At 55.5% G+C, this 21,262-nt stretch carries 18 protein-coding genes; 13 read left to right on the top strand and 5 right to left on the bottom strand.

Going from position 1 to position 21,262, the window contains the following annotated elements:
* Genes ABWV47_RS01615 through ABWV47_RS01600 form a run of 4 tightly spaced genes read left to right on the top strand, consistent with a single transcriptional unit; the run spans position 1 to position 3,337 of the window.
* Positions 1–918 carry a branched-chain amino acid ABC transporter permease gene (locus ABWV47_RS01615; protein WP_353308092.1) on the top strand — a complete coding sequence of 306 codons (918 nt, stop codon included), beginning with the start codon at positions 1–3 and terminating at the stop codon, positions 916–918.
* 1 nt (position 919) lies between these two features.
* A complete protein-coding gene (locus ABWV47_RS01610; RefSeq protein ID WP_353308091.1) occupies positions 920–1,903 on the top strand; it encodes a branched-chain amino acid ABC transporter permease in 984 nt (327 codons plus the stop codon).
* A complete protein-coding gene (locus ABWV47_RS01605) occupies positions 1,896–2,651 on the top strand; it encodes an ABC transporter ATP-binding protein (protein ID WP_353308090.1) in 756 nt (251 codons plus the stop codon). Before ABWV47_RS01610 ends, ABWV47_RS01605 begins: the two co-directional genes overlap by 8 nt.
* On the top strand, positions 2,648–3,337 hold the full coding sequence (locus ABWV47_RS01600; RefSeq protein ID WP_353308089.1) for an ABC transporter ATP-binding protein: 690 nt from the start codon (positions 2,648–2,650) through the stop codon (positions 3,335–3,337). Before ABWV47_RS01605 ends, ABWV47_RS01600 begins: the two co-directional genes overlap by 4 nt.
* Here ABWV47_RS01600 and ABWV47_RS01595 read toward each other — a convergent pair.
* Positions 3,334–4,446: a CaiB/BaiF CoA transferase family protein gene (locus ABWV47_RS01595; RefSeq protein ID WP_353308088.1), complete on the bottom strand. Its 1,113-nt coding sequence runs from the start codon at positions 4,444–4,446 to the stop codon at positions 3,334–3,336. The genes ABWV47_RS01600 and ABWV47_RS01595 overlap by 4 nt on opposite strands.
* 425 nt (positions 4,447–4,871) lie before the next feature.
* On the opposite strand from ABWV47_RS01595, the gene ABWV47_RS01590 reads away from it, so the two are divergent.
* A complete protein-coding gene (locus ABWV47_RS01590) occupies positions 4,872–6,086 on the top strand; it encodes an acyl-CoA dehydrogenase (protein WP_353308087.1) in 1,215 nt (404 codons plus the stop codon).
* Positions 6,087–6,122: 36 nt separating this feature from the next.
* Here ABWV47_RS01590 and ABWV47_RS01585 read toward each other — a convergent pair whose 3' ends face one another.
* The 3 genes from ABWV47_RS01585 to ABWV47_RS01575 form a co-directional block, all read right to left on the bottom strand.
* Positions 6,123–7,880, bottom strand: coding sequence for a hydantoinase B/oxoprolinase family protein (locus tag ABWV47_RS01585; protein ID WP_353308086.1), 1,758 nt, complete (start codon positions 7,878–7,880; stop codon positions 6,123–6,125).
* Entirely contained in the window at positions 7,877–9,943 is a 2,067-nt protein-coding gene (locus ABWV47_RS01580; RefSeq protein WP_353308085.1) for a hydantoinase/oxoprolinase family protein, read from the bottom strand. Before ABWV47_RS01580 ends, ABWV47_RS01585 begins: the two co-directional genes overlap by 4 nt.
* 61 nt (positions 9,944–10,004) lie before the next feature.
* Positions 10,005–10,790 (bottom strand): copper chaperone PCu(A)C, encoded by a 786-nt coding sequence (locus ABWV47_RS01575; RefSeq protein ID WP_353308084.1) that lies wholly within the window; start codon positions 10,788–10,790, stop codon positions 10,005–10,007.
* A 113-nt stretch (positions 10,791–10,903) separates the two neighbouring features.
* On the opposite strand from ABWV47_RS01575, the gene ABWV47_RS01570 reads away from it, so the two are divergent.
* From ABWV47_RS01570 to ABWV47_RS01545, 6 genes are all read left to right on the top strand, one after another.
* Positions 10,904–12,259: a hypothetical protein gene (locus ABWV47_RS01570; protein ID WP_353308083.1), complete on the top strand. Its 1,356-nt coding sequence runs from the start codon at positions 10,904–10,906 to the stop codon at positions 12,257–12,259.
* A 107-nt stretch (positions 12,260–12,366) separates the two neighbouring features.
* The gene (locus ABWV47_RS01565; protein WP_353308082.1) at positions 12,367–13,671 is read left to right on the top strand and encodes an ABC transporter substrate-binding protein; all 1,305 of its coding nucleotides are present in this window, start codon (positions 12,367–12,369) and stop codon (positions 13,669–13,671) included.
* Between the two features lie 57 nt (positions 13,672–13,728).
* Complete coding sequence (locus tag ABWV47_RS01560; protein ID WP_353308081.1) at positions 13,729–14,655, top strand: branched-chain amino acid ABC transporter permease; 927 nt, start codon at positions 13,729–13,731, stop codon at positions 14,653–14,655.
* Entirely contained in the window at positions 14,652–15,599 is a 948-nt protein-coding gene (locus tag ABWV47_RS01555) for a branched-chain amino acid ABC transporter permease (protein ID WP_353308080.1), read from the top strand. Before ABWV47_RS01560 ends, ABWV47_RS01555 begins: the two co-directional genes overlap by 4 nt.
* A complete protein-coding gene (locus tag ABWV47_RS01550; RefSeq protein WP_353308079.1) occupies positions 15,596–16,318 on the top strand; it encodes an ABC transporter ATP-binding protein in 723 nt (240 codons plus the stop codon). Before ABWV47_RS01555 ends, ABWV47_RS01550 begins: the two co-directional genes overlap by 4 nt.
* Positions 16,305–17,000, top strand: a complete 696-nt coding sequence (locus tag ABWV47_RS01545; RefSeq protein WP_353308078.1) for an ABC transporter ATP-binding protein — start codon at positions 16,305–16,307, stop codon at positions 16,998–17,000. The genes ABWV47_RS01550 and ABWV47_RS01545 overlap by 14 nt, the downstream gene beginning before the upstream one ends.
* A 77-nt stretch (positions 17,001–17,077) precedes the next feature.
* Here the strand turns inward: ABWV47_RS01545 and ABWV47_RS01540 are convergent, their stop codons facing one another.
* Positions 17,078–17,536, bottom strand: coding sequence for a MarR family winged helix-turn-helix transcriptional regulator (locus tag ABWV47_RS01540; protein WP_353308077.1), 459 nt, complete (start codon positions 17,534–17,536; stop codon positions 17,078–17,080).
* Between the two features lie 147 nt (positions 17,537–17,683).
* Here ABWV47_RS01540 and ABWV47_RS01535 point away from each other — a divergent pair, with 147 nt between their 5' ends.
* On the top strand, positions 17,684–18,535 hold the full coding sequence (locus ABWV47_RS01535) for an FAD binding domain-containing protein (protein WP_353308076.1): 852 nt from the start codon (positions 17,684–17,686) through the stop codon (positions 18,533–18,535).
* Entirely contained in the window at positions 18,532–21,261 is a 2,730-nt protein-coding gene (locus ABWV47_RS01530; protein ID WP_353308075.1) for a molybdopterin-dependent oxidoreductase, read from the top strand. Before ABWV47_RS01535 ends, ABWV47_RS01530 begins: the two co-directional genes overlap by 4 nt.
* Position 21,262 lies beyond the last annotated feature (1 nt).

The raw sequence follows: 21,262 nt of genomic DNA, 5'->3' as shown, positions 1-21,262 counted from the left end.
ATGTCGATACTTCTCTTCATAGAACAGTTGCTTAATGGGCTTCAGTTTGGCGTCATGCTGTTTCTAATGAGCGCCGGACTCACGCTGGTGTTTGGTGTGATGGGGCTGATCAATCTGGCACATGGTTCACTTTATATGATTGGGGCCTTTGCGGCGGCGGCAGTAGCAACAGCCACGGGATCGTTTGTGCTCGCGCTAATGGCGTCATTGGCAGCCGCCGCTTTGGCGGGAGCGTTGATTGAGTTGACCATCATTCGACGTTTGTATGATCGGGACCATTTGGATCAGGTGCTTGCGACCTTTGCGTTGATCTTGATTTTCAGCGAAGGCACGCGGTGGATGTTTGGCTCTTTCCCACTGTTCTTGGATGTGCCTGAGATGTTGTCAGGACCCGTGACATTGCCCGGTGGGATTCAATACCCGGCCTACCGCTTGTCCATAATTGTGATCGGGCTTGTGGTGGCGGCGGGCATGTTTGCCCTGATCAATCGCACGCGCGTTGGCATTCGTATCCGCGCTGGAGAAGCTGATCGCGAGATGATTGCAGCCTTGGGTGTAGATATTGCAAAATTATACACCTTTGTTTTTGCGCTCGGTGCTGCATTGGCCGGATTTGCAGGCGCGCTCGTCGGGGCGATACAATCTGTGCAGGTGGGCATGGGAGAGCCGGTCTTGATCCTTGCCTTTGTGGTGATTGTTATTGGCGGAATTGGGTCGGTCAAAGGGGCGCTTGTTGGTGCACTTCTTGTCGGGCTGACCGACACCATGGGCCGGTTTCTGTTGCCTCAAATCTTTGCGCTGTTTCTTGAGCCGTCAGCAGCAGTGTCGGTGGGATCGGCGCTGTCCTCGATGCTGATTTACATCCTCATGGCGGGCGTTCTTGTCGTGCGCCCACGCGGACTTTACGGGGTGAGTTGATATGGGGCGCGAAACTTACATAAATATTGCGTCGCTGGCGCTGTTGGCGGGTGTCCCTATTTGGGCCTGGATTGTGGATGAACCATTCACAATTACGTTGGCAACACGTGCTGCAATCTTTGCGTTGGCGGGCGTTGGGTTAAACCTCGCGTTGGGCTTGGGCGGTTTGATAAGCTTGGGCCATGCGGCGTTCTTCGGTATCGGTGGGTATGCCATGGGCATTCTGGCCAGCCATGCCCAATCATATACGCCGCTCATGGAGGTGCCTTTCGCAATCGAGGGCACCAAATCGATGCTCGTGATTTGGATGGTGGCAATTGTCACAAGCGCTTTGGCAGCCCTAGCAATTGGCCTCTTAAGCCTACGAACTTCCGGTGTGTACTTTATCATGATCACGCTGGCTTTTGGGCAGATGATTTACTATTTCGCGATCAGTTGGCCAGCATATGGCGGCGAAGATGGGTTGTCTATCTACGTCCGCAATGACTTTCCCGGATTGAATACTTTGGTCCCGATCCAGTTTTTTGGGTTGTGTTTTGGTCTTTTGTGCTTGGTGTTATGGCTGATGAGTGCTGTGCAAAAGTCCTCCTTTGGTCTGGCGCTGAGCGCTGCACGGCAGAACGAGACAAGGGTGCTGTCCGTCGGTGTGGAGCCGTATCGACTAAGGCTTGTTGCGTTTACGATTTCTGGTGCCATCACAGGGCTTGCAGGCGCGTTGTTTGCAGATCTAAACCGTTTCGTCAGCCCGACAATGTTGAGCTGGCAGATGTCAGGTGAAATCATCGTTTTCATCATTATCGGCGGAGTCGGACGGCTATTTGGCCCGGTGATTGGCGCAATGGTGTTTATCTTGCTCGAACATGTTTTAGGTGGTCTCTCCGAATTCTGGCACGTTTACTTAGGAGCGCTTTTGTTGGGCATCGTGTTGTTTGCCAAAGGTGGCGTGATTGGCGCATTGGCTGGCCGGGAGAAAGCACATGACTGATGTGGTTCTCAGTACAAATCGGCTTTTCAAAAGTTTTGGGGCACTACGGGCGACAAATGATGTGTCGCTGGATTTGCGCAAAGGTGAGATCCACGCGCTGATTGGTCCAAATGGGGCAGGGAAGTCTACCTTAGTCCAACAAATCACGGGGCATATGATGTCTGACAGTGGGTCAGTTCATTTGATGGGGGATGACTTATCCGGCAAGGGCCCCGCTGCCCGTGCGCGTCTCGGGTTGGGGCGGACGTTTCAGATTTCCTCGCTGTCGATGGAGCACACGGTTTTGCAAAACGCAGTGCTTGGGGCGCTGGGTCGGCGTGGTGATGTGATGCGTTTTCTAAAGCCCGTTATGAAAGACCGAGCTTTGCTATCTGCGGCGCAAGATGCATTGGCGCGTGTTGGCTTGGCGGAGTACGCGGCGATGCTTACGGCGGATTTAAGTCATGGCCAGCGGCGGCAACTTGAGGTGGCCGTGGCGCTCACGCTGCAGCCCAAGGTCTTTTTGATGGATGAACCGATGGCGGGGCTTGGACTAGAAGGCGCACAGCAAATGATAGCTTTGCTGACTGAGTTGCGTCAGTCTGCACCGATCCTTTTGATTGAACATGACATGGACGCGGTTTTTGCGCTTGCCGATCGGATCAGCGTACTTGTTTACGGTCAGGTGATTGCCACCGGCACACCGGAAGACATCAAAGTGAACCCTGAAATCCGGGCAGCCTACCTCGGTGATGAGGTGCCTACATGAGTTTGATTGAACTCAAAAACATCGGCGCTTTCTATGGGCCGAGCCAAGCATTGTTTGATGTGTCACTTGAGGTGGACGAAGGCGAAGTTCTGGCGTTGATGGGACGCAATGGCATGGGGAAAACCACTTCGGTGAAAGTGATGTGCCGGATGCTACGCCATTCCAGCGGAGCGGTGACATTTGATGGCAGGGACATGGCCGATCTGCCGTCTTACAAAGCGGCTCGATTGGGGATTGGGCTGGTGCCAGAAGGGCGGCGCTGTTTTGCCAATCTGAGCGTGCATGAGAACCTTATTGCGGCCGCGCGTAAAGGCGCGTGGGATTTTGGCGCAGTTTGTGCGCTGTTTCCGCGGCTGGCAGAACGCCGTGACCAAGCAGCGGCATCGTTGTCTGGTGGAGAGCAGCAGATGTTGGCGATTGGGCGTGCGCTGATGACCAACCCGCGTTTGCTGATCTTGGATGAGGCCACTGAGGGGCTTGCACCCGTGATCCGGCAGGAAATCTGGGAGGCTTTGGCCAAGTTAAAGGCAGAAAGTGGCATGGCGATTATCGCAATCGACAAATCACTGCGTGAATTGGGGCAGGTGGCTGACCGTGCCGTGATCCTAGAAAAGGGCCGCACGGTCTGGACTGGAGCCTTTAATGACCTTGGCGCTGAGGAGACCGACAGATATCTGGGTGTTTAGACATCTGATTTTGGCAGGATCGGTGCGGTGCGGCTGGTGGCCAGTTCAGCGTCCGAAAATTGCCATGGGCCGCGCAAACCACGAATGCCTTCCGACTGAACAACCATACCACGCGCGATGATCTGTGGATCGGTAAGCGCCTGTTCAATCGAATTGATCGGTCCAGCTGGAACCGTTGCGGCCTCCAAAGCTGCTAACAATTCCGCTGCCGTCCATTTTTGGGTTTCCAATTCAATCTGAACTGTTAGCGCCTCTCGGTTGGCGACGCGCAGCTGATTGGTGGCATAACCTGGCGCATCACCCAGATCCCCCCGGGAGAGTACGCCGCACAGACGTTGAAATTGCCCATCGTTGCCAACGGCAAGGATGATATGGCCATCGGATGTGGGGACGGCTTGATAGGGCGCAATGTTGGGGTGCGCATTGCCTTGGCGAGTGGGGCTCTCACCAGTGGTGAGGTAGTTCATGGCTTGATTGGCCAACATCGCCGTGGCGCAATCCAGCAAAGACATGTCAACGTGCTGTCCACGCCCGGTTGTGTGGCGTTGGTGCAGGGCGGCGAGAATGCCAATGGTGCCGTATAGCCCAGTCGTCACATCTGTGACCGCAACACCAACTTTTTGCGGTTGCTGATTGGGTTCGCCGGTGATGGACATAAGGCCGGACATACCCTGGATCATAAAATCGTAACCCGCTCGGGCGGCGTAGGGACCGGTTTGGCCAAAGCCGGTGATTGAACAGTAGATCAAGCGTGGGTTAACTTTGCTGAGGCTGTCGTAGTCGAGACCGTACTTTTTTAGTCCGCCCACTTTGAAATTCTCAATCAGAATATCGGCGTCTTCGATCAGCTCCAAAACCTGCGCGCGTCCTTGCTCAGTACGGAAATCTGCGACGATAGAGGTTTTACCGCGATTGGCGGCATAGAAATAGGCCGCAGATGTATCCCCATTGCGTTCAATGAAAGGAGGGCCCCATGTGCGGGTGTCATCGCCTTGCGGCGCTTCGATCTTGATCACCTCTGCGCCCAGATCAGCGAGCGATTGACCAATCCAAGGACCCGCAAGAATGCGGGCGAGTTCGACAACTTTGAGACCATGAAGTGGGGTCATGTGAGGCCTTTAAGGTAGGGTGGCGTGCAGGCTGAAAACCCGCCGACGGTTGATTTGATATGCTTGCAAAATAACGCGGGAGTTGACGACCAAATGAACGGTCGTGGCCCGCCTTAAGGATCTGGCGTGGACGTAGATCTCCCCAAAATTGCAGGCTTTCGAGCGTGCACCAACATAGTGCGGGTCTTCCGAGTTTCCTTTCGAGCTGCACGGAGGAGACTGGTCCACTACGGGCAACCCGCGTGGCGGGTGGGTGTTGATTTGATCTAGCAATGCACAGTATTTTGCTCAATAGAAGCGTTCAAAGAAAATGCGACGTCGCGACGTTTCATCCACTTATCCTTGAAAGTTTAGGGAGTTGGGTCAGATTGGCGACACACGCGAATGTCTGAGCTCCAGTGCGGGGCGCAAGCGAAGGAGACACCATGGCCAAGGACCTGGCACCACAATCAAAACCCGAATTGGGGTCATTCAATTGGGAAGATCCGTTTCTGATCGAAAGCCAGCTTGAAGAAGACGAGCGTATGGTGCGGGACGCTGCGCGTGCCTACTGTGAAGAAAAGCTCTCACCTCGTGTGACTCAGGCGTTTGAGAATGAGGAAACGGATCCAGATATTTTTGCCGAAATGGGTGAAATGGGTCTGCTGGGGACCACCATACCAGAAGAATACGGCGGAATTGGTGCTGGATACGTGAGCTACGGCTTGGTGGCACGAGAGGTCGAGCGTGTGGACAGCGGGTATCGCTCCATGATGTCGGTTCAGAGCTCTCTCGTGATGTATCCAATCTACGCTTATGGATCCGAAGCACAGCGTACCAAATACCTTCCCAAATTGTCGTCTGGAGAGTGGATCGGGTGCTTTGGTTTGACGGAACCGGACTCTGGTTCGGATCCGGGCAGCATGACAACCACGGCCAAAAAGGTCGACGGAGGTTATGTTCTGAATGGCGCAAAGATGTGGATCTCCAACGCGCCAATAGCGGATGTATTTGTTGTTTGGGCCAAGTCAGATGCCCATGGCGGAAAAATTCGCGGCTTTGTGCTCGAGAAAGGCCTGAAAGGCCTGTCTGCACCCAAAATCATGCACAAAGCGTCGTTGCGGGCTTCTGTCACTGGCGAGATTGTGATGGAAAACGTTGAGGTGTCAGAGGATGCGCTGTTGCCTAACGTAGAGGGGCTAAAAGGTCCGTTTGGCTGCTTGAACCGCGCCCGTTATGGCATCGCGTGGGGCGCAATGGGGGCGGCTGAGTTTTGCTGGCATGCGGCGCGTCAATACGGATTGGATCGCAAGCAGTTCAACAAGCCCTTGGCACAAACGCAACTGTTTCAGTTGAAGCTGGCGAATATGCAGACGGAGATTTCGCTTGGGTTGCAGGCGGCATTGCGAGTTGGGCGACTGATGGATGAGGCCAAAGCCGCACCGGAGATGGTGTCACTTATCAAGCGCAACAACTGTGGAAAAGCTCTTGATATCGCAAGACTTTCCCGAGATATGCATGGTGGCAACGGCATCAGTCTTGAGTTTGGGGTAATCCGTCATATGGTGAATCTCGAAACTGTGAATACCTATGAGGGCACCCATGATGTGCATGCGTTGATCCTTGGTCGCGCGCAGACGGGTTTGCAGGCATTTACCTGATTTAACAGAGCGTTAACATGATTAACCTAATGCGCGTCACGACGGGGTGGCGCGCATTTTTTGTCGCAATGCGTGGGTTGCGTTGATGTCCGGTTTGCATGTGGCCTGTTCGATCACAACGCCAAATAGGTCTTGTGCTGTATCTGCGCGATATCGACCAAGGCGCACATCTTCGCTGACCAAATTCGGGTCGCGCTCCAAAGGATCTCCAAATCCTCCACCACCCGGTGTTTGAACACGGACCCGATCCCCCGACGACAGTGGGACGTCCTGTTCTTTGGAAAGATGTGCTGGCACGTAGGGTGATCCGTTCTGGACAACGGTCACACGGTTTACACCGCCGTCGATGCCGCCCAGTGCGCCCTTTGGGCCAAACCGTCCATGATCCATTACAAAGCTGGCTTTGGCATGGCCCCGTCGGAGTTCGATTTCGTAGTCCAGCCCAAATCCGCCACGATGTTCACCTGCGCCAGCGGAGTCTTCATGCAGCGCGTAGCGGTGGTACAACACGGGAAACGCCTGTTCCATAATTTCAATTGGGGGCGCTTTGGAAATGCCGATGGTGGAGCAGCCGTTGGCGAGCCCATCGTGATCGGCATTTCCGCCATATCCGCCGCCGGATATTTGATACATTACGTACTCGCGGGACTTTTCGGGGTCAAAGCCCCCCAGTGCAAAGTTGCCGCTGGTTCCGGCGGGCGCCGCTGTGACGCGGTCTGGCAGAGCCGGCACAAGTGCAACGAACACAGCCTCTGCAATCCGTTGGGAAACCTCCGCGGCGCATCCGGAGACCGGACGGGGATATTGCGCATCCAGAAAAGTGCCCTTGATACCAACGACACTAAACGGTGCAAATGCGCCTGCGTTCATTGGCACTTCGGGAAAGATATGACGCATTGCGAGATAAACAGAAGACAGCGTGGTGGCCCGGACGGAATTCATCGGACCTTGGCAGGGCGGGCTGCTGCCTTCAAAATCAAACGTCAGCCCTTTGTCATCACGGGTGACCTTTAGGGCGATGGTGAGTGGTTCGTTCACCACGCCATCACTGTCAACGAAAGCTGTCGAGGGGTATTCACCGGGCACAATGTCACAAAGCGCATCTAACATTTGAAGGCGTGCGCGGCTGTTGAGCTCCTTTATGGTTTCAGAGACCGTTGCGTCGCCATATCGATCCAAAAGCAAGGCAAGTCGGTCTTGCCCGACCAGAAGGGCCGCCGCCTGAGCTTGCACATCTCCAATACGCTGTTCAGCGACACGGATGTTGGATTTGATGATCGAGAAAATTTCTTGATCTAATACGCCTTGCTTGAAGAGTTTTACTGGCGGAATACGTAAGCCTTCTTGCTCAACGGCCGTTGCAGAGGCGGAGAACCCACCAGGTACCGCGCCGCCAGTATCTGGCCAATGTCCAGTATTGGACAGCCAGCAGAAGATCTTACTTTGCCGGAAGACAGGCATCGCAAAACGGACGTCCATCAAATGGGTGCCACCCAGGTAGGGGTCATTTACGATGTAGATATCCCCAGGCGCCGGCGGCGCGACCATGCCGTCTTTGATCATTTGGATCAAAGTCCGTGTGGAGTATTGCATGGTGCCCACAAAAACAGGCAGGCCTGCATTGCCTTGTGCAATGAGCGCACCGTCCGTGGCCGAATAAATGCCGTCTGAGCGATCATTTGCTTCGGCAATTACCGGGGAGAAGGCGGCGCGTGAGAAGCTGAGATCCATTTCATCGCAGACTTGCTGCAATCCTGCCTGAATGACGGTGAGGGTCACCGGGTCAACGGTCATGAGGCACCCCCAATGGTGATGATTAGGTTACCATCTGCGTCTGGGGCGACGTGATCGCCGGGTGGTACAAAGGTTGTCGTATCAAGTTGTTCGATGATGGCCGGACCGGTGAAGGAAAAACGTTCTGGAAGCGATTCACGATCGTAGATGGGGGTGCTATGCCAACGGCTTTCAAAGAACGTGGCACGATTGCCAATTTGTGCGTCGCTCAGTGTCGGTCTGCGTTTTCTGGTGTCAAACAGTAAGGAGAGATCCAGTGCGCGGCGTCGGCCGATCACCGAGCAATTCACATTGACCACCGCCGCTTGAATGTCTGACAACTCAACGCGAAAACGGTTTTTGTACACCTGTTCAAAAAGGGTTTGCAGCGCCTCCACTGTGACATGTGGTGTCGGCAGATCGACCCGCAAAAGATGAGTTTGGCCAATAAACTGCATATCGAGCGAGTACTGTGTCTCTATCTCTGAGATTGGGAGGTTCTCGTCAGAGATCATATCGCGACCTCGAGCGGCCTGATCCTCAAAAACAGTGGAGATTTGTTTGGGGCCTAGCTGGTGGACAGGTGCGTTGATGGTTTGCACAAAGTCATAGCGCAAATCAGCAACGACGCATCCCAGCGCATTGGTCAGCCCCGGGCGGGCAGGGACCAACACTTTGGGGATATTCAGGTCTTTGGCCAAAGCACAGGCATGCAAAGGCCCTGCTCCCCCGAAGGCAAAGAGCGCAAAATCACGGGGATCGGCGCCTAACGACAGCGAAACCATACGGATAGCACCAGCCATTTTGGTATTGGCCACTTGCAGTACAGCGGCGGCAGCCTGTGTGGCGTCACAGCCCAGCGCGTCACCAATGTGTGTTTGGAAAACCTTTTGAACACGGGCTTGCATGTCAACCGACTTCAGCGAGCTGATCCCTTTGGGATCGAGCCGACCCAATAGCATGTTAGCATCGGAAATCGTGGGCTGCTCTCCGCCTTTGTTGTAACAGATCGGCCCCGGGTGTGCGCCGGCGCTTTGTGGGCCGATCTCCACAAGCCCTCCTGCGTTGACTTTGGCGATAGATCCGCCGCCTGCGCCAACGGCGCGCACATCGACCATTGCCACGTGAATGGGCATGCCGTATTCGACCTCTACCTCATTGGACACGGTTGGTGTGGCATTGCGGATCAGGGCCACGTCAGTGGAGGTGCCGCCCATGTCATAAGTGATCACATTGGGTGTTTTGGCACGGCGCGATGTATATGCGGCCGCCATCACACCTGAGGCCGGTCCCGACATCACTGTTTTGGCGGCTTCTTTAGCGACATGGCGTGCGCTGACCATGCCTCCGTTGCCGTTCATGATCAGGAGATCCCCGGGATACCCTTGTTCTTTCAGAGATTGAAAAAGGCGATGGATGTAGCGATCCAATAGGGGTTGCACAGACGCGTTCACCGCAGCGGTGACACCGCGCTCATACTCGCGGTTCTCAGACAAGAGTTGATGACCGGCGGTGATATATGCATTTGGCCAGAGTGCCTGGACCTCTGCAACCGCTGCCAATTCATGTGTCGGGTTCGCATAGGCATGTAGGAAATGCACAACAACCGCCTCGCAGCCTTTCTCAATCAGGGTCTTGGTAGCCATACGGACCGCCGAAATGTCCAATGGTGTGAGGACTGTTCCGGTGTGGTCCATCCGTTCAGGCACCTCTATCCGCAAATCACGTGGGATCAGAGGTACAAAGACGCCGTGCATTCCGTAGGCCTGAGGCCTTGTGCGACGACCCAATTCCAAAACGTCGCGAAAGCCCTGTGTGGTGATCAGCCCTGTACGTGCAAGTTTACGCTCTAAAACAGCGTTGGTCGTGGTGGTGGTGCCGTGCACAATCAAAGAGAGTTCTGCGGGGGAGCATGCACCTTGTGCTATGGCATTCAAAACACCGTCAGCTTGGTTGGTCAGGGTGCTGGGCACTTTGGCCAGTTTGAGAGTGCCGTCGGCGCTCAAAGCCACCAAATCCGTGAAAGTGCCTCCCACGTCGATGCCTGCAACGGCAGTTGTTGGTTCGGACCGAGATTCTGGCATCACACATCCTTTGCGGCAAACTTATTCGCATACAAATGATGTGACCTGGCAGGTGGGGCTGTCAATCAGCGATAACACGAATCGCTGAGGTGATAGGAAGATCGCCCACCACATAGGCGCGATGATCATTGGTGGACAAAGTCACGCGAATGTCGTGCGCTCCCGGTGGCAGCTCGCCAATCACGGTGGTGGGACTATATATGCGTCCAAGCTTTAGACCGTTGAGGTAAATATGCCCGTGGCCGGTCCCCGGCACATGCGGACCATCTACGAGACTAGGGGTAAATTCGAAATCCTGTGACAAAACTTGGATACGCCAGGTTTCGTCCATTTGTTTCGCGATGACCTCGATGTGAGGCGCAGGTTCGCCTTCGCCAACTTTGCAGATATCGCCGATCCCAAACAACCCATATTGGGACGCAACGCCTTTAGAGCGCGGGGCCACAACCCGTGCGCGCGTGGAAACCGTCCCGGCCTTCTCAAATGTCAGTGACAAAGGCAGGGTGCGACCATCACTTATGTCACCAGTCAAACCATGTAGAACAACATGCATCCCATCTGCTGACAGAGACACTTTGGTAGATCCGGGCACGGCACGGCGGCTGTCTTGACCCGTGAAGTGGGCAGAGGCAGCGTTTGGAGATGACACAGACAAAAGCCGATCAGCGCTCCCGGTATTGGCAATGTCTACAAAAACCGCAACAACGTTGTCGCTGCCCTTAAGCGATGCAGCGGTGGCGTTGCTAAGAAGGATCGTGTTTGGAGCATTGGGACGTGTCAATGCCCACGCGGCGAGTGCGGTCACGATTGCGAGGACGACAACGACCGTTGTTTTTCGCGCTTTCATCCTAAAAGCTCCTCGCTATATTCCCGCTTATGCTCTGTAAGATGTCCCACCTCATAAGAAGGTTCAAGCAAGCCAGTCGTTCTGGCGCTACATTCTTGCTGTTTTACATCCTCTTGACGCGTCCTGTGCACGCCCATACGTCAGAAGGCGGCTTTGTGCTCCTGTTGCCAACGGATATGTACATCGCGTCAGGTGTGTTGGCCGTTGCGTTGACGGTGGCGATGTTGATCGCTCTGCCCGCAGCCGTAACGTCAAACTTATTTCAGCCGTTTTCACTGTCCAAACCACTTTTTGGCGACGCAGTTCGCATGCGATTTGAGTTGTCCACCAGCCTGTTGTCCGCTGGCGTTTTGCTTTGGCTGCTCTATGTCGGCCTAAATGGGCCCAGAGATCCGTTGGCCAATCCACTTCCATTGAGCATCTGGTCGATTGGCTGGATAGGGTTTGTTTTTTTGCAAGGCATGCTTGGGGACCTGTGGCGTGTGTTCAATCCTTGGCGGGGGCTGGTTTGGATTACACACAACGCTCTTGGCTTACATCCACTCGCGCGATTTCCAAGTTGGTTAGGGCAGTCAATCGGGCTCGTTTCGTTCGGCGTGATAGTTGGCTTTCTGTTGGCCGACGTGGCCCCATCAGATCCGGCGCGATTGGCGCGGTTCGTCGGATTGTATTGGCTTGTCGGTTTGGTTGGGCGCATCATTTTTGGGTCCAGATGGGCGCGGCGCGCGGATGGCCTGACCATGCTATTGTCACTTTATGCAAAAGTGGGCGTTTTTGCGCGGCGTGGTGGAAAATTCTGCTTGGGGCTGAACGGTTGGCAAATTGCCCGCAGGCGCCCATTGCCCATCGGCATTTCTGTTTTGTGCCTATTGATGCTCGGGAGTGGAATATTTGACGGGCTGAACGAAACCTTTTGGTGGTTGGCCAAAATAGGTATCAACCCGTTAGAGTTCCCTGGGCGTTCAGCTGTGATCTGGCAAACCTTGACGGGATTGGTCGCAACAAATTTGGCTCTAATCGCTTTGTTCTGCCTTACACTGTGGATTGGCGTGAGGCTTGCGCGCGTGGACATGCCGTTTGCCAAAGCCTTTTGTATCTTTGCCCCAACGGTGTTGCCGATCGCGCTTGGCTATCACTTTGCCCACTATTTCACGAGCTTTTTGGTTGAAGCACAATATGCGCTGGTGGCTGCCAGCGATCCTTGGGCCACCGGGCAGGATTTTCTTGGGTTGGGAACATTTTATGTCTCCACCGGGTTCTTTAACAGCCAAGACAGTGTGCGGGTTTTATGGCTCTGTCAGGCGGGTGGGATCGTGGTCGGGCACATGGTTGCGCTGCTTTTGTCACACGCAGTTGCCCTAAGACACTTTGGCAATCGCGCTACCCTCTCTCAGGTGCCGCTCGCTATGTTTATGATATTTTGCACATTTATTGGGCTTTGGCTGCTTGCGTCACCCCGTGGATTCTGACAAAAAACCATCCCTCTAGACAGAACTTGATTTCGTTTGCACTCTAACAAGTGTGAAGAATTCGAAAATTGCGGTCACAATTCCATGTGAACACAGGGGGACAGATGATGACCAAATCTAAGACGACTTCAAACATCACACAAACGACCACAAGGCGCGGCGCAATTAAAACTCTGGCGCTTGGCGGCGGGGCTGCTGCCACTTTGCCGCTTTGGGCGCGCTATGCCAGTGCGCAGAGTGCGGAGCCGATTAAGATCGGTTTTCAGGTTCACCGCACCGGCATTGGCGCCGCTTATGGTCGTTGGTATGATCGCACAACATCTGCTGCTGCGGCACTGATCAACGAGCAGGGTGGTATCAATGGACGCCCGGTCGAAATCGTCTCCGAGGATGACGGCACGGACCCAAAGCGTGGTGCCGAAGTTGTCGAAAAATTCGCAAGTCAGCACAATTGCGATGTCGGCTTTGGCACCTTGTTTTCACATGTTGTTATCGGATCCTCGCCGCGCGCCGGAGAGTTGAAGCTTCCGTACTTTGTGGTCAGTGAAGGGCATCATGTCGCCAGTGGCATGCTGAATCGCTACACGTTGCAGCCCGGCATCACTGATGTAAAAAGCCAAGTTCAGGCGATGGCGCCTTTTGTCGCTGACAATCTTGGTAAGAAGGTCACAATGATCTTCCCAGATTTCGCCTTTGGCCACGATCACCGCGATTACTTTACGGCCGCCATCGAGGCCCAAGGTGGGGAGGTGTTGGAACATATAGCCATTCCACCAACAGAGACATCTTTCACCAAGTACTTCCCAAAAATTCCGCGCGACACCGAGGTCATTTACCACGTGATGGTGGGGCCTGCTGTGCTGACATTTGTGAAAGAGCTGGGCGAATTCTTTGGTCCACAACGTCCTGAGATGTTTGGATTTATTGACAGTTTGGAAGCTGTGGATATTGGAAGCCCTGGGCTCGAATTTCTTGATGGGACATACTTTTGGGAAGGCAACCCTCGGTATGCGCAAGAGGATCAATCCGAATATGACGCGTTTTTCCGCGAACGAGTCGGCGTGGATGCCAATGGTGCATCAATCAGCGATCCGAAAGACGTCTCAACCTACGCCCATATGTTTGGATGCTGGGAGACCTTGCACGTGATCAAGGCCGGTATGGAAACTGCTGGCTATCAAAGTGCGTCAGATCGTGCTGCATTGATTGAAGCGGTGGAGGCGATGAGCGACCTGCCGCATTCCCAAGCCCACCCACAGGGTGCCAAGGTGTTCAACGGGAAGACTCACCAAGTGTTCGGTCATCAGTACATCACCAAGGTTGTTGATGGAAAATTGCTCTTGGTTCACACGACTTCGATTGAGGATACGATGTATCCAGACGAAGTGGATTACACCACTCAAGCGTTATAGTTTGATGTTTGGCGCGCTGAGAAATTGGCGCGTCAATTCGGTTCAGCAGGAGCAGGCATGGAAATTGGTCCTTATTTAATGCTGGCCACGCTTGAAGGGGCGGTGACCGCTGCGGTTCTGGCGTTGACCGCAAGTGGTCTTGCGCTGGTATTTGGTGTGATGCGTGTTGTGAACGTCGCGCATGGCGAATTTTTTATGTTGGGTGCTGTGCTTGCTTGGTGGATCACCAGCCTGTTGGATGGTCATGCGGCGATTGGATTTGCTCTGGCCTTGGTTGTTGTGCCGCTTTTGGTGGCGGGATTGGCGGCATTGGCAGATGTCGCAATTCTGAAACGCATTTCGTATGATCCAGAACGGACAATCGTGGCAACGATTGGTATTCTGTATATCCTTCAACAAGTTACTTTGATGACTTACGGTCCGGACGCACGACCAGTCACACCTCCTTTTAACACCCGGCTTGCGCTGCCGTGGTTTGAAATGACCGAAACGGGCTTGGGCGTTTACTGGCCTTGGGGCTTAAGCACCACCAGTTACAAACTGGCAGTGATAGCTGCGGCAGTCGTTGTACTTCTGGGACTTTGGGCCATTCTTGCACGCACCAAGTTGGGGCTGATGATGCGGGCAACTGAGCAGGACCGGGACATGGCCCTGGCGTTTGGTATCCCCGTCGAGCGGGTCTATGCGTTGGTGTTTGGCATGGGGGCGGGATTGGCGGCACTGGCTGCTGTGTTGATCGTTCCAATTCAGCAGGCTCATTACTTGATGGGAGGGGATCCGCTCTTGTTGAGTTTTATCGTCGTGATCATTGGCGGTCTAGGAAGCCTACCGGGAACTGTGCTGGCCGCGCTTCTGATCGGGTTATCTGACGGAATTATATCGGTTTTCTTCTCACCGACGCTTGCGAAAATTATGGCGACTTTGCTGGTGGCGCTGGTGTTGGTGTTCCGTCCACAAGGCCTCTTTGGTGTGCGCCGCTCATGAGCATGAATCTAAAGAAATCACTTGCATTGCACGGCAGTGTCTTGACGATCTTGTTTGCGTTGCAGTTTGTCTTGCCGGTGTATCATCACGGAAATTTGGCCCGTATATTGGTGCTTTCAACCTACGCAGTGGGGTACAATTTACTCTTTGGTTACACAGGGTTGCTGAGCCTTGGTCATGCATTGTTCTTTGCCGCAGGTTTGTATGGCATGGGGCTGGGTATTTCCCAGATCGGGCTTGCGGCAACACCAGCCCTCTTACTTGGAATTTTTGCGGGTGTCGTTGTTGGCGCGGTAATCGGGGCCCTGGCTTTGCGCACCGAAGGTGTGGCGTTTATGATTGTCACGCTGATGTTTGCGCAAGCCGGGTATCTGACGATCCTTTATTTTGGGGCCTACACACGTGGTGACGAAGGCTTCGTGATCCAGCAGATTGATCGGATGATTTGGGGGCTTGACCTTTCAGACCCAACTTACCGATATTTTGCTGCATTATCAGTGTTCTCTGTGGCGCTTGTCGCAATCCTTTTGGTGCTGAATTCCCGCTTCGGACGGGTTTTGGTGGCCATAAGGGAAAACGAGGAACGTGCCGTCATGTTGGGCTATGATGTGATGCGCTACAAGCTGGCGGCAGTGATCCTGTCCGCCACACTTTCTGCGTTGGCGGGTGCCACGTATGGGCTTCTGTTTGGATATGTAGGGGCGAGCTTTGCCTCGGTACAATACTCGATATTTCCGTTGCTGTGGGTACTCTTGGGGGGCGCTGGTACCGCTTTGGGACCTCTTGTAGGCACGATTTTCATGTTCTACCTCATCGACTTAAGCTCTGGTGTGACAACCGCCTATATGTTGATTGCGGGTGTGGCTTTGGTGGTGCTGACGTTGTTTGCGCCGCAGGGTTTTATGGGCGAGTTGCGCAAGCGATTTTGGAAGTGGTTGCCATGACGCTCTTGATTTCAGAAAATATCTCTAAAGAATTCAATGGCCTAATTGCCGTTGATCAGGTCAACTTTGCTGTGCCAGAGCATCAAGTTCGAGCGCTGATTGGACCAAATGGTGCCGGTAAGACCACTTTGGTGGGGCTGCTGTCGGGGCGGTTGCAGAGCAGCAGCGGACGTATCAGCTTTGCGGGCAAAGATGTCACCCAGCTTCCTGCACATAAGCGCATTGCGATGGGCATGGCCTATACCTTTCAAATCACGTCTATTTTTCCCAATTTGGACGTCCGTGAAAACGTGGCTCTGGCGGCACGGCGGATATGTGGCGGACGAGATCAGACCGAGCGTGCGGTTGCCTCGGGACTTGAGCAGGTGGGACTTCTGGACCGTGCGACAGAGGATGCAGGGGATCTAAGCTACGGACATCAGAGGCTTTTGGAGATCGCAATGGGGGTGGCGCAATCGCCGCGTTTGCTCATTTTGGATGAGCCGACGCAGGGTTTGGCCGATGGTGAGGTGGCTGCGTTTAAAGAATTGATTGCAGACCTTCGGAAAACCACAACTGTGCTTTTGATTGAGCACAATATGGATGTTGTCATGCAAGTCGCTGATTTTGTGACGGTTTTAAACAACGGTCAGGTGTTGTTTGAAGGCACGCCTCAGGAGGTGCAGGCCAATGCGGCCGTGCAGGCCGCCTACCTAGGAGGCGCGGATGCTGAGGCTTGAGAACGTCGACGCAGGCTATGGTCGGGCGCAGGTTTTACGAGACGTGTCATTTGAGGCGCAAACCGGTGAAATCACATGCCTTTTAGGCCGCAACGGTGCGGGAAAAACCACCACCATGAAGGCCATAATGGGGGCTGTCTCTTTGATGGGCGGAGCGGTCTGGCTTGGAGATCAGTGCCTGTCGACACTTCCCCCACATGAGGTGGCGCGCCATGGGGTGGGGTATGTGCCACAGGGACGGCGGCTCTTTGGCGACCTGACGGTGGCACAAAACCTTGAAGTGGGGCGGTTTACGCAGCCCGATGATGAGGCCGTTTTGGAAGAAGTTCTTGAACTCTTTCCAAGGCTTAGGGAGAGGTATTTACAACGTGCCAATACGTTGAGTGGTGGTGAACAGCAAATGCTCGCAATGGCGCGCGCCCTGAGTTTGCGGCCCAAAGTGGTGCTGCTGGACGAACCCACCGAAGGATTGCAGCCCTCAATGATTACTGCGATCCGCGATGTGACGGAAACCCTGCGGGATCAAGATGTTGCCGTAGTTCTGGTGGAACAACGCATTGAGGCGATCATGGCATTGGCAGATAAGGCGGCACTGTTGGAGAACGGTCGACTGCGCGGCGTCATTGACGGCCCACAGCTGCGCGACGAGCCGGACATCCTCACGCGGCATCTTGGGGTTTGAGGGTCCCATTAACCTTTGTTTTGCACGTCGGTATTGCGTCTGTATTCCAACTGTATCGCGGAGGTGGGAAATATCGCTCAGGTGAGCTTGTTAAGAAGCAGGAGAAAGATGGTTTGCTCAGCCTCGTTGAGCGGCGCAAGGGTGTCCTTGGTCAGCGTGCGCGCGGCTGGGGTGAGAGTGTCAAACAGCGCCCAACCTTCGGGCGATGGCTTCAGCAAAACCCGGCGTTGATCCTGTGGGTCTGGCGCACTGGTCACCAGAGCTTTGCCGCGCAGGCGATCCACCACACCTTTGATGGTGGCGGCATCCATGGCCGTGGCGCGGCCCAGCGCATTTTGAGACATGCCGCCCAGTTCACAAAGCTTGGCGAGGGCTGCAAATTGCGTTGGGGTGAGCTCCGGAATGGCGTCCGAGAACATGGAGAGATGGCGCTGATTGGCGCGGCGCATCAGGAAGCCAACCTGCGTGTCCAAGTGATAGTCAGACACGGTGTCAGGATCGAGTTTAGAGCGGGGTCGTTTGTCAGTGTGCGTCATGGAGACCGCTTTGATAAGCAACGCACGCTGTCTTGCGTGGTGGCAGTTTTGTTGACACGGGCCCTGCCTGTGCCGCAAAATCTGTTTGTATGCCAACAAGATTTGACCGCAACAGGCTGTAGTGAGCCAGTAGGTTGAGAGGATAGCATGGGGATTTATCATCGCCCCGACAAGTTGAAAGACGCCCTGCGCATATTGGCGCAGCAGGAGGTGACTGTTGCAGCGGGTTGTACCGACCTGTTCGCAGCGACACAGGCGCAGGTGTTGTCAGGTGCGGTGTTGGATGTGACCAATGTTAAGGACCTCAAAGGTATAACAGAAACCGCTGGAGCATGGCGGATTGGCGCGGCGGTCAGTTGGAGCGATCTGTTGGCTCAGGCTTTGCCCAGCGGATTTGACATGCTCAAACAAGCGGCGCGACAGGTGGGTGGTGTGCAGGTGCAAAATGCAGGCACGGTTGTTGGCAACATTTGCAACGCCTCACCTGCGGCGGATGGCATGCCGCCTCTGTTGGCGCTGGATGCGCAAGTGGAGTTGGTGCGCGAAGGGGGCACACGTGTGCTGACGCTCGCCGATTTTGTGACCGGGCCCCGCCAAATTGCGCGCCAACACGATGAAATTGTGAGCGCGGTGCTGATTCCGACAGGAAGCGCTGTTGGGGGCAGTGCCTTTCATAAATTGGGCGCACGCAAACATTTGGTGATTTCAATTGCGATGGTTGCGGTGCGGGTTGTGGTGGCTGGGGGGCTGGTCACTGAAGTGGCGATTGCCGTGGGTGCCTGTGGTCCGGTTGCGACGCGCTTGCCTGCGATCGAGGCGGCTCTGTTGGGGGTGGCGTGTTCGGACATTGAAGCGGTGTTGGATGAGGAGAGTATGGCCGTCAGTCTGCAGCCAATTTCCGACATCCGGGGCCATGCGAGCTATCGTCTGGACGTGGTCCCTCAGATGGTGCGGCGGGCGTTGACGGAGGCGGTGACGTCCACGGGAGCGTTGTTGTGATCCGATTTGTCCTAAATGGCAAAGAACATGCGGCTGACAGCGCGCCGGGGAGGCGTTTGTCAGATGTCTTACGGTCAGAGTGTGGGTTGACCGGCACCAAAGTGGGCTGTGACGCTGGCGATTGCGGGGCCTGCACGGTGTTGATCGATGGTCTTGCCACCTGCGCCTGTTTGACCCCTGCGGCGCAGATAGAGGGGCGCCGGGTTGAGACCATTGAGGGGCTGCACCCGCGCGAACCCGGCGCTTTGCAACGGGCGTTCTTGCGGCATGGGGCGGCACAATGCGGAATTTGCACCCCCGGCATGGTGATGGCAGCGGAGGCGCTTCTGCGCCGTGAGGCCAAGCCAGACCGCGCTGCGGTTGAGGCCGCATTGGGCGGCGTGCTGTGTCGGTGCACAGGCTACACCAAGATTGTTGATGCTGTTTTGGATGCTGCAGGCTGCGGGGCCGGACCTGAGCCGGATGTTGGCCATGCGGTTGGGGCACGTGTGGAGCGGTTGGACGGTGTCGACAAGGTGCGTGGGGCAGAGCTGTTTGGCGCTGATGTGGTTCCGCAGGATGCGCTCTGGTTGCGCGTGATCCGCAGCCCGCATGCGTCGGCGCGCGTTGAGATCGGGGATTTGGCCGGATGGGCGGCAGGTCATGGTGTGCAGGTGTTCACCGCAGAAGATGTCCCTGGACGCAATCGCGCAGGCGTCATTCCAGCTTTTGCGGATCAACCGATGTTGGCCGCAAACCGTGTGCGGATGGCAGGTGAGGCGGTGGCCGTTGTTGCTGGGGCCCATGAGGTGGTGACGGCGCTGGATTTGGACAGCGCGCCCATCACATGGCTTTCAGAAATGGCGCTTGATGTTGCCGCAGCGCGCGCGCCGGAGGCAGACTTGGTCCATGACACACGTTCTGGAAACCTGTTGATTGCCGGTTTGGTGCAACAGGGAGATGCTGCGGCATCCATTGGATCGGCGGCGCATGTGGTCACAGGTCACATGCAAACAGCCCATGTGGAGCACGCCTATATTGAACCTGAGGCGGGCGCCGCGTGGATGGAGGGAGATGTGCTTAACATCCGCGCTTGCACCCAAGCGCCCGTGATGGACCGCGATGACACGGCGATCTTGCTTGGGCTGCCAAAGGAGCGGGTGCGCATTCGGCCTGCAGCAACGGGCGGTGGGTTTGGGGCAAAGTTGGATTTGTCTGTGCAGCCGCTGTTGGGCTTGGTGACAGTGCTGACGGGCCAACCCAGCGTGTTGATTTACAGCCGAGCGGAGAGCATGCAAGCCAGCACCAAGCGCCATCCCTCTGCGATGACTGCAACACTTGCGGCCAAGGCGGATGGGACAATTTGTGCGATGCAGTTTGACGGTGATTTTGACACGGGGCCGTATGCGAGTTGGGGCCCCACTGTGGCGGTACGGGTGCCGGTGCATGCAAGCGGGCCATACAAGATCGCAAACTACAGGGCCGAGGCAAGGGCGATCCACACCAACGGACCTGTGGCCGGGGCGTTTCGCGGCTTTGGCGTGCCGCAGGCGGCGGTGTTGCAAGAGACATTGTTGGATGATCTCGCCGCAGAGCTTGGCATGGATCGATTGACGCTGCGGCGCAGGAACGTGCTGAGTGATGGGCAGCGTACGGTGTGTGGCCAAGAGGTGTATGGCGTTGGCATTGGCCGGTGTCTGGAGGCCTTGCAGCCGCGTTGGGATGCGGCTCAAATCTCAGTGGCGGAGTACAACGGGCGTGGCGGGCGTAAGCGGCGCGGTATTGGCGTGGCAAGCTGTTGGTATGGCTGTGGCAACACGGCGTTGCCCAACCCCTCAACCATACGGATTGGCATCACGGCCGCGGGGCAGGTGTGTCTGCACCAAGGCGCTATGGATATTGGGCAGGGGGCCAACACGGTGATCACACAGATTGCCGCCGATGCGCTGGGTGTGGCGGTGCATCAGATTGCGCTGATTGATGCCGACACCGCAGTCACGCCAGATGGTGGAAAAACCTCTGCCAGCCGTCAGACGGTTGTGAGCGGCAAAGCGGCACTTCTGGCGGGGCAGGCGCTGCGACAACAGGCGCTTGGGATGGCCAATATGGGGCCGGATGCAGTGATCGCGCTGTCTGAAGGTCTGCTGGAGATTTCAGAGGAGGATGTGACCCGGGCGATTGCACTTGGTGACTTGCCCAAGGATGCGCAGGGCTATGTGCTTGCAGCGGAGGAAACCTATGATCCCCCCACGGAAGCGTTGGATGAAAACGGTCAGGGCGTGCCCTATGCCGTCTATGGGTATGGCGCGCAACTGGCCGAAGTCGAAGTTGATCTGGATCTGGGCACGGTAAAGGTCCAGCGCATGACAGCTGCGCACGATCTGGGCAAAGTGATCAACCCGTTGTTGGCCGAGGGGCAAATTGAAGGTGGTATCGCACAGGGCTTGGGCATGGCGTTGATGGAAGAGTTTGTGCCGGGTGTGACCGAAAATCTGCATGATTATTTGATCCCCACAATTGGGGATATGCCTGAGATCCATTCGATTTTGATTGAAGTGCCTGATCCTGAAGGACCGTTAGGGGCCAAAGGGCTCGGGGAACATGTGCTGATCCCAACAGCGCCGGCAATTGTGAACGCGATCAAAGATGCATGCGGGGCGCGGATAACGCAGCTTCCTGCGCGACCGGATCGGGTACTGGCAGCCATAAAAGAAGCGCAGCAGGAAACTGGCAATGGGGAGCACTGAG

The sequence above is a fragment of the Shimia sp. NS0008-38b genome, from assembly GCF_040370365.1.
In the GTDB taxonomy this organism is placed as follows: domain Bacteria; phylum Pseudomonadota; class Alphaproteobacteria; order Rhodobacterales; family Rhodobacteraceae; genus Shimia.
The sequence above is the reverse complement of the archived record's forward strand: the minus strand, read 5'-3'. Positions and strand labels throughout refer to the sequence as shown.

Bases quoted from the DNA above. Each gene is read 5' to 3' on its own strand.
- ABWV47_RS01545 (WP_353308078.1), top strand. From the start codon at position 16,305: ATGCTGAGGCTTGAGAACGTCGACGCAGGCTATGGTCGGGCGCAGGTT.
- ABWV47_RS01535 (WP_353308076.1), top strand. From the start codon at position 17,684: ATGGGGATTTATCATCGCCCCGACAAGTTGAAAGACGCCCTGCGCATA.
- ABWV47_RS01580 (WP_353308085.1), bottom strand. From the start codon at position 9,943: ATGCCAGAATCTCGGTCCGAACCAACAACTGCCGTTGCAGGCATCGAC.
- ABWV47_RS01575 (WP_353308084.1), bottom strand. From the start codon at position 10,790: ATGAAAGCGCGAAAAACAACGGTCGTTGTCGTCCTCGCAATCGTGACC.
- ABWV47_RS01590 (WP_353308087.1), top strand. From the start codon at position 4,872: ATGGCCAAGGACCTGGCACCACAATCAAAACCCGAATTGGGGTCATTC.
- ABWV47_RS01555 (WP_353308080.1), top strand. From the start codon at position 14,652: ATGAGCATGAATCTAAAGAAATCACTTGCATTGCACGGCAGTGTCTTG.
- ABWV47_RS01605 (WP_353308090.1), top strand. From the start codon at position 1,896: ATGACTGATGTGGTTCTCAGTACAAATCGGCTTTTCAAAAGTTTTGGG.
- ABWV47_RS01560 (WP_353308081.1), top strand. From the start codon at position 13,729: ATGGAAATTGGTCCTTATTTAATGCTGGCCACGCTTGAAGGGGCGGTG.
- ABWV47_RS01565 (WP_353308082.1), top strand. From the start codon at position 12,367: ATGACCAAATCTAAGACGACTTCAAACATCACACAAACGACCACAAGG.
- ABWV47_RS01600 (WP_353308089.1), top strand. From the start codon at position 2,648: ATGAGTTTGATTGAACTCAAAAACATCGGCGCTTTCTATGGGCCGAGC.
- ABWV47_RS01610 (WP_353308091.1), top strand. From the start codon at position 920: ATGGGGCGCGAAACTTACATAAATATTGCGTCGCTGGCGCTGTTGGCG.
- ABWV47_RS01615 (WP_353308092.1), top strand. From the start codon at position 1: ATGTCGATACTTCTCTTCATAGAACAGTTGCTTAATGGGCTTCAGTTT.
- ABWV47_RS01595 (WP_353308088.1), bottom strand. From the start codon at position 4,446: ATGACCCCACTTCATGGTCTCAAAGTTGTCGAACTCGCCCGCATTCTT.
- ABWV47_RS01540 (WP_353308077.1), bottom strand. From the start codon at position 17,536: ATGACGCACACTGACAAACGACCCCGCTCTAAACTCGATCCTGACACC.
- ABWV47_RS01585 (WP_353308086.1), bottom strand. From the start codon at position 7,880: ATGACCGTTGACCCGGTGACCCTCACCGTCATTCAGGCAGGATTGCAG.
- ABWV47_RS01550 (WP_353308079.1), top strand. From the start codon at position 15,596: ATGACGCTCTTGATTTCAGAAAATATCTCTAAAGAATTCAATGGCCTA.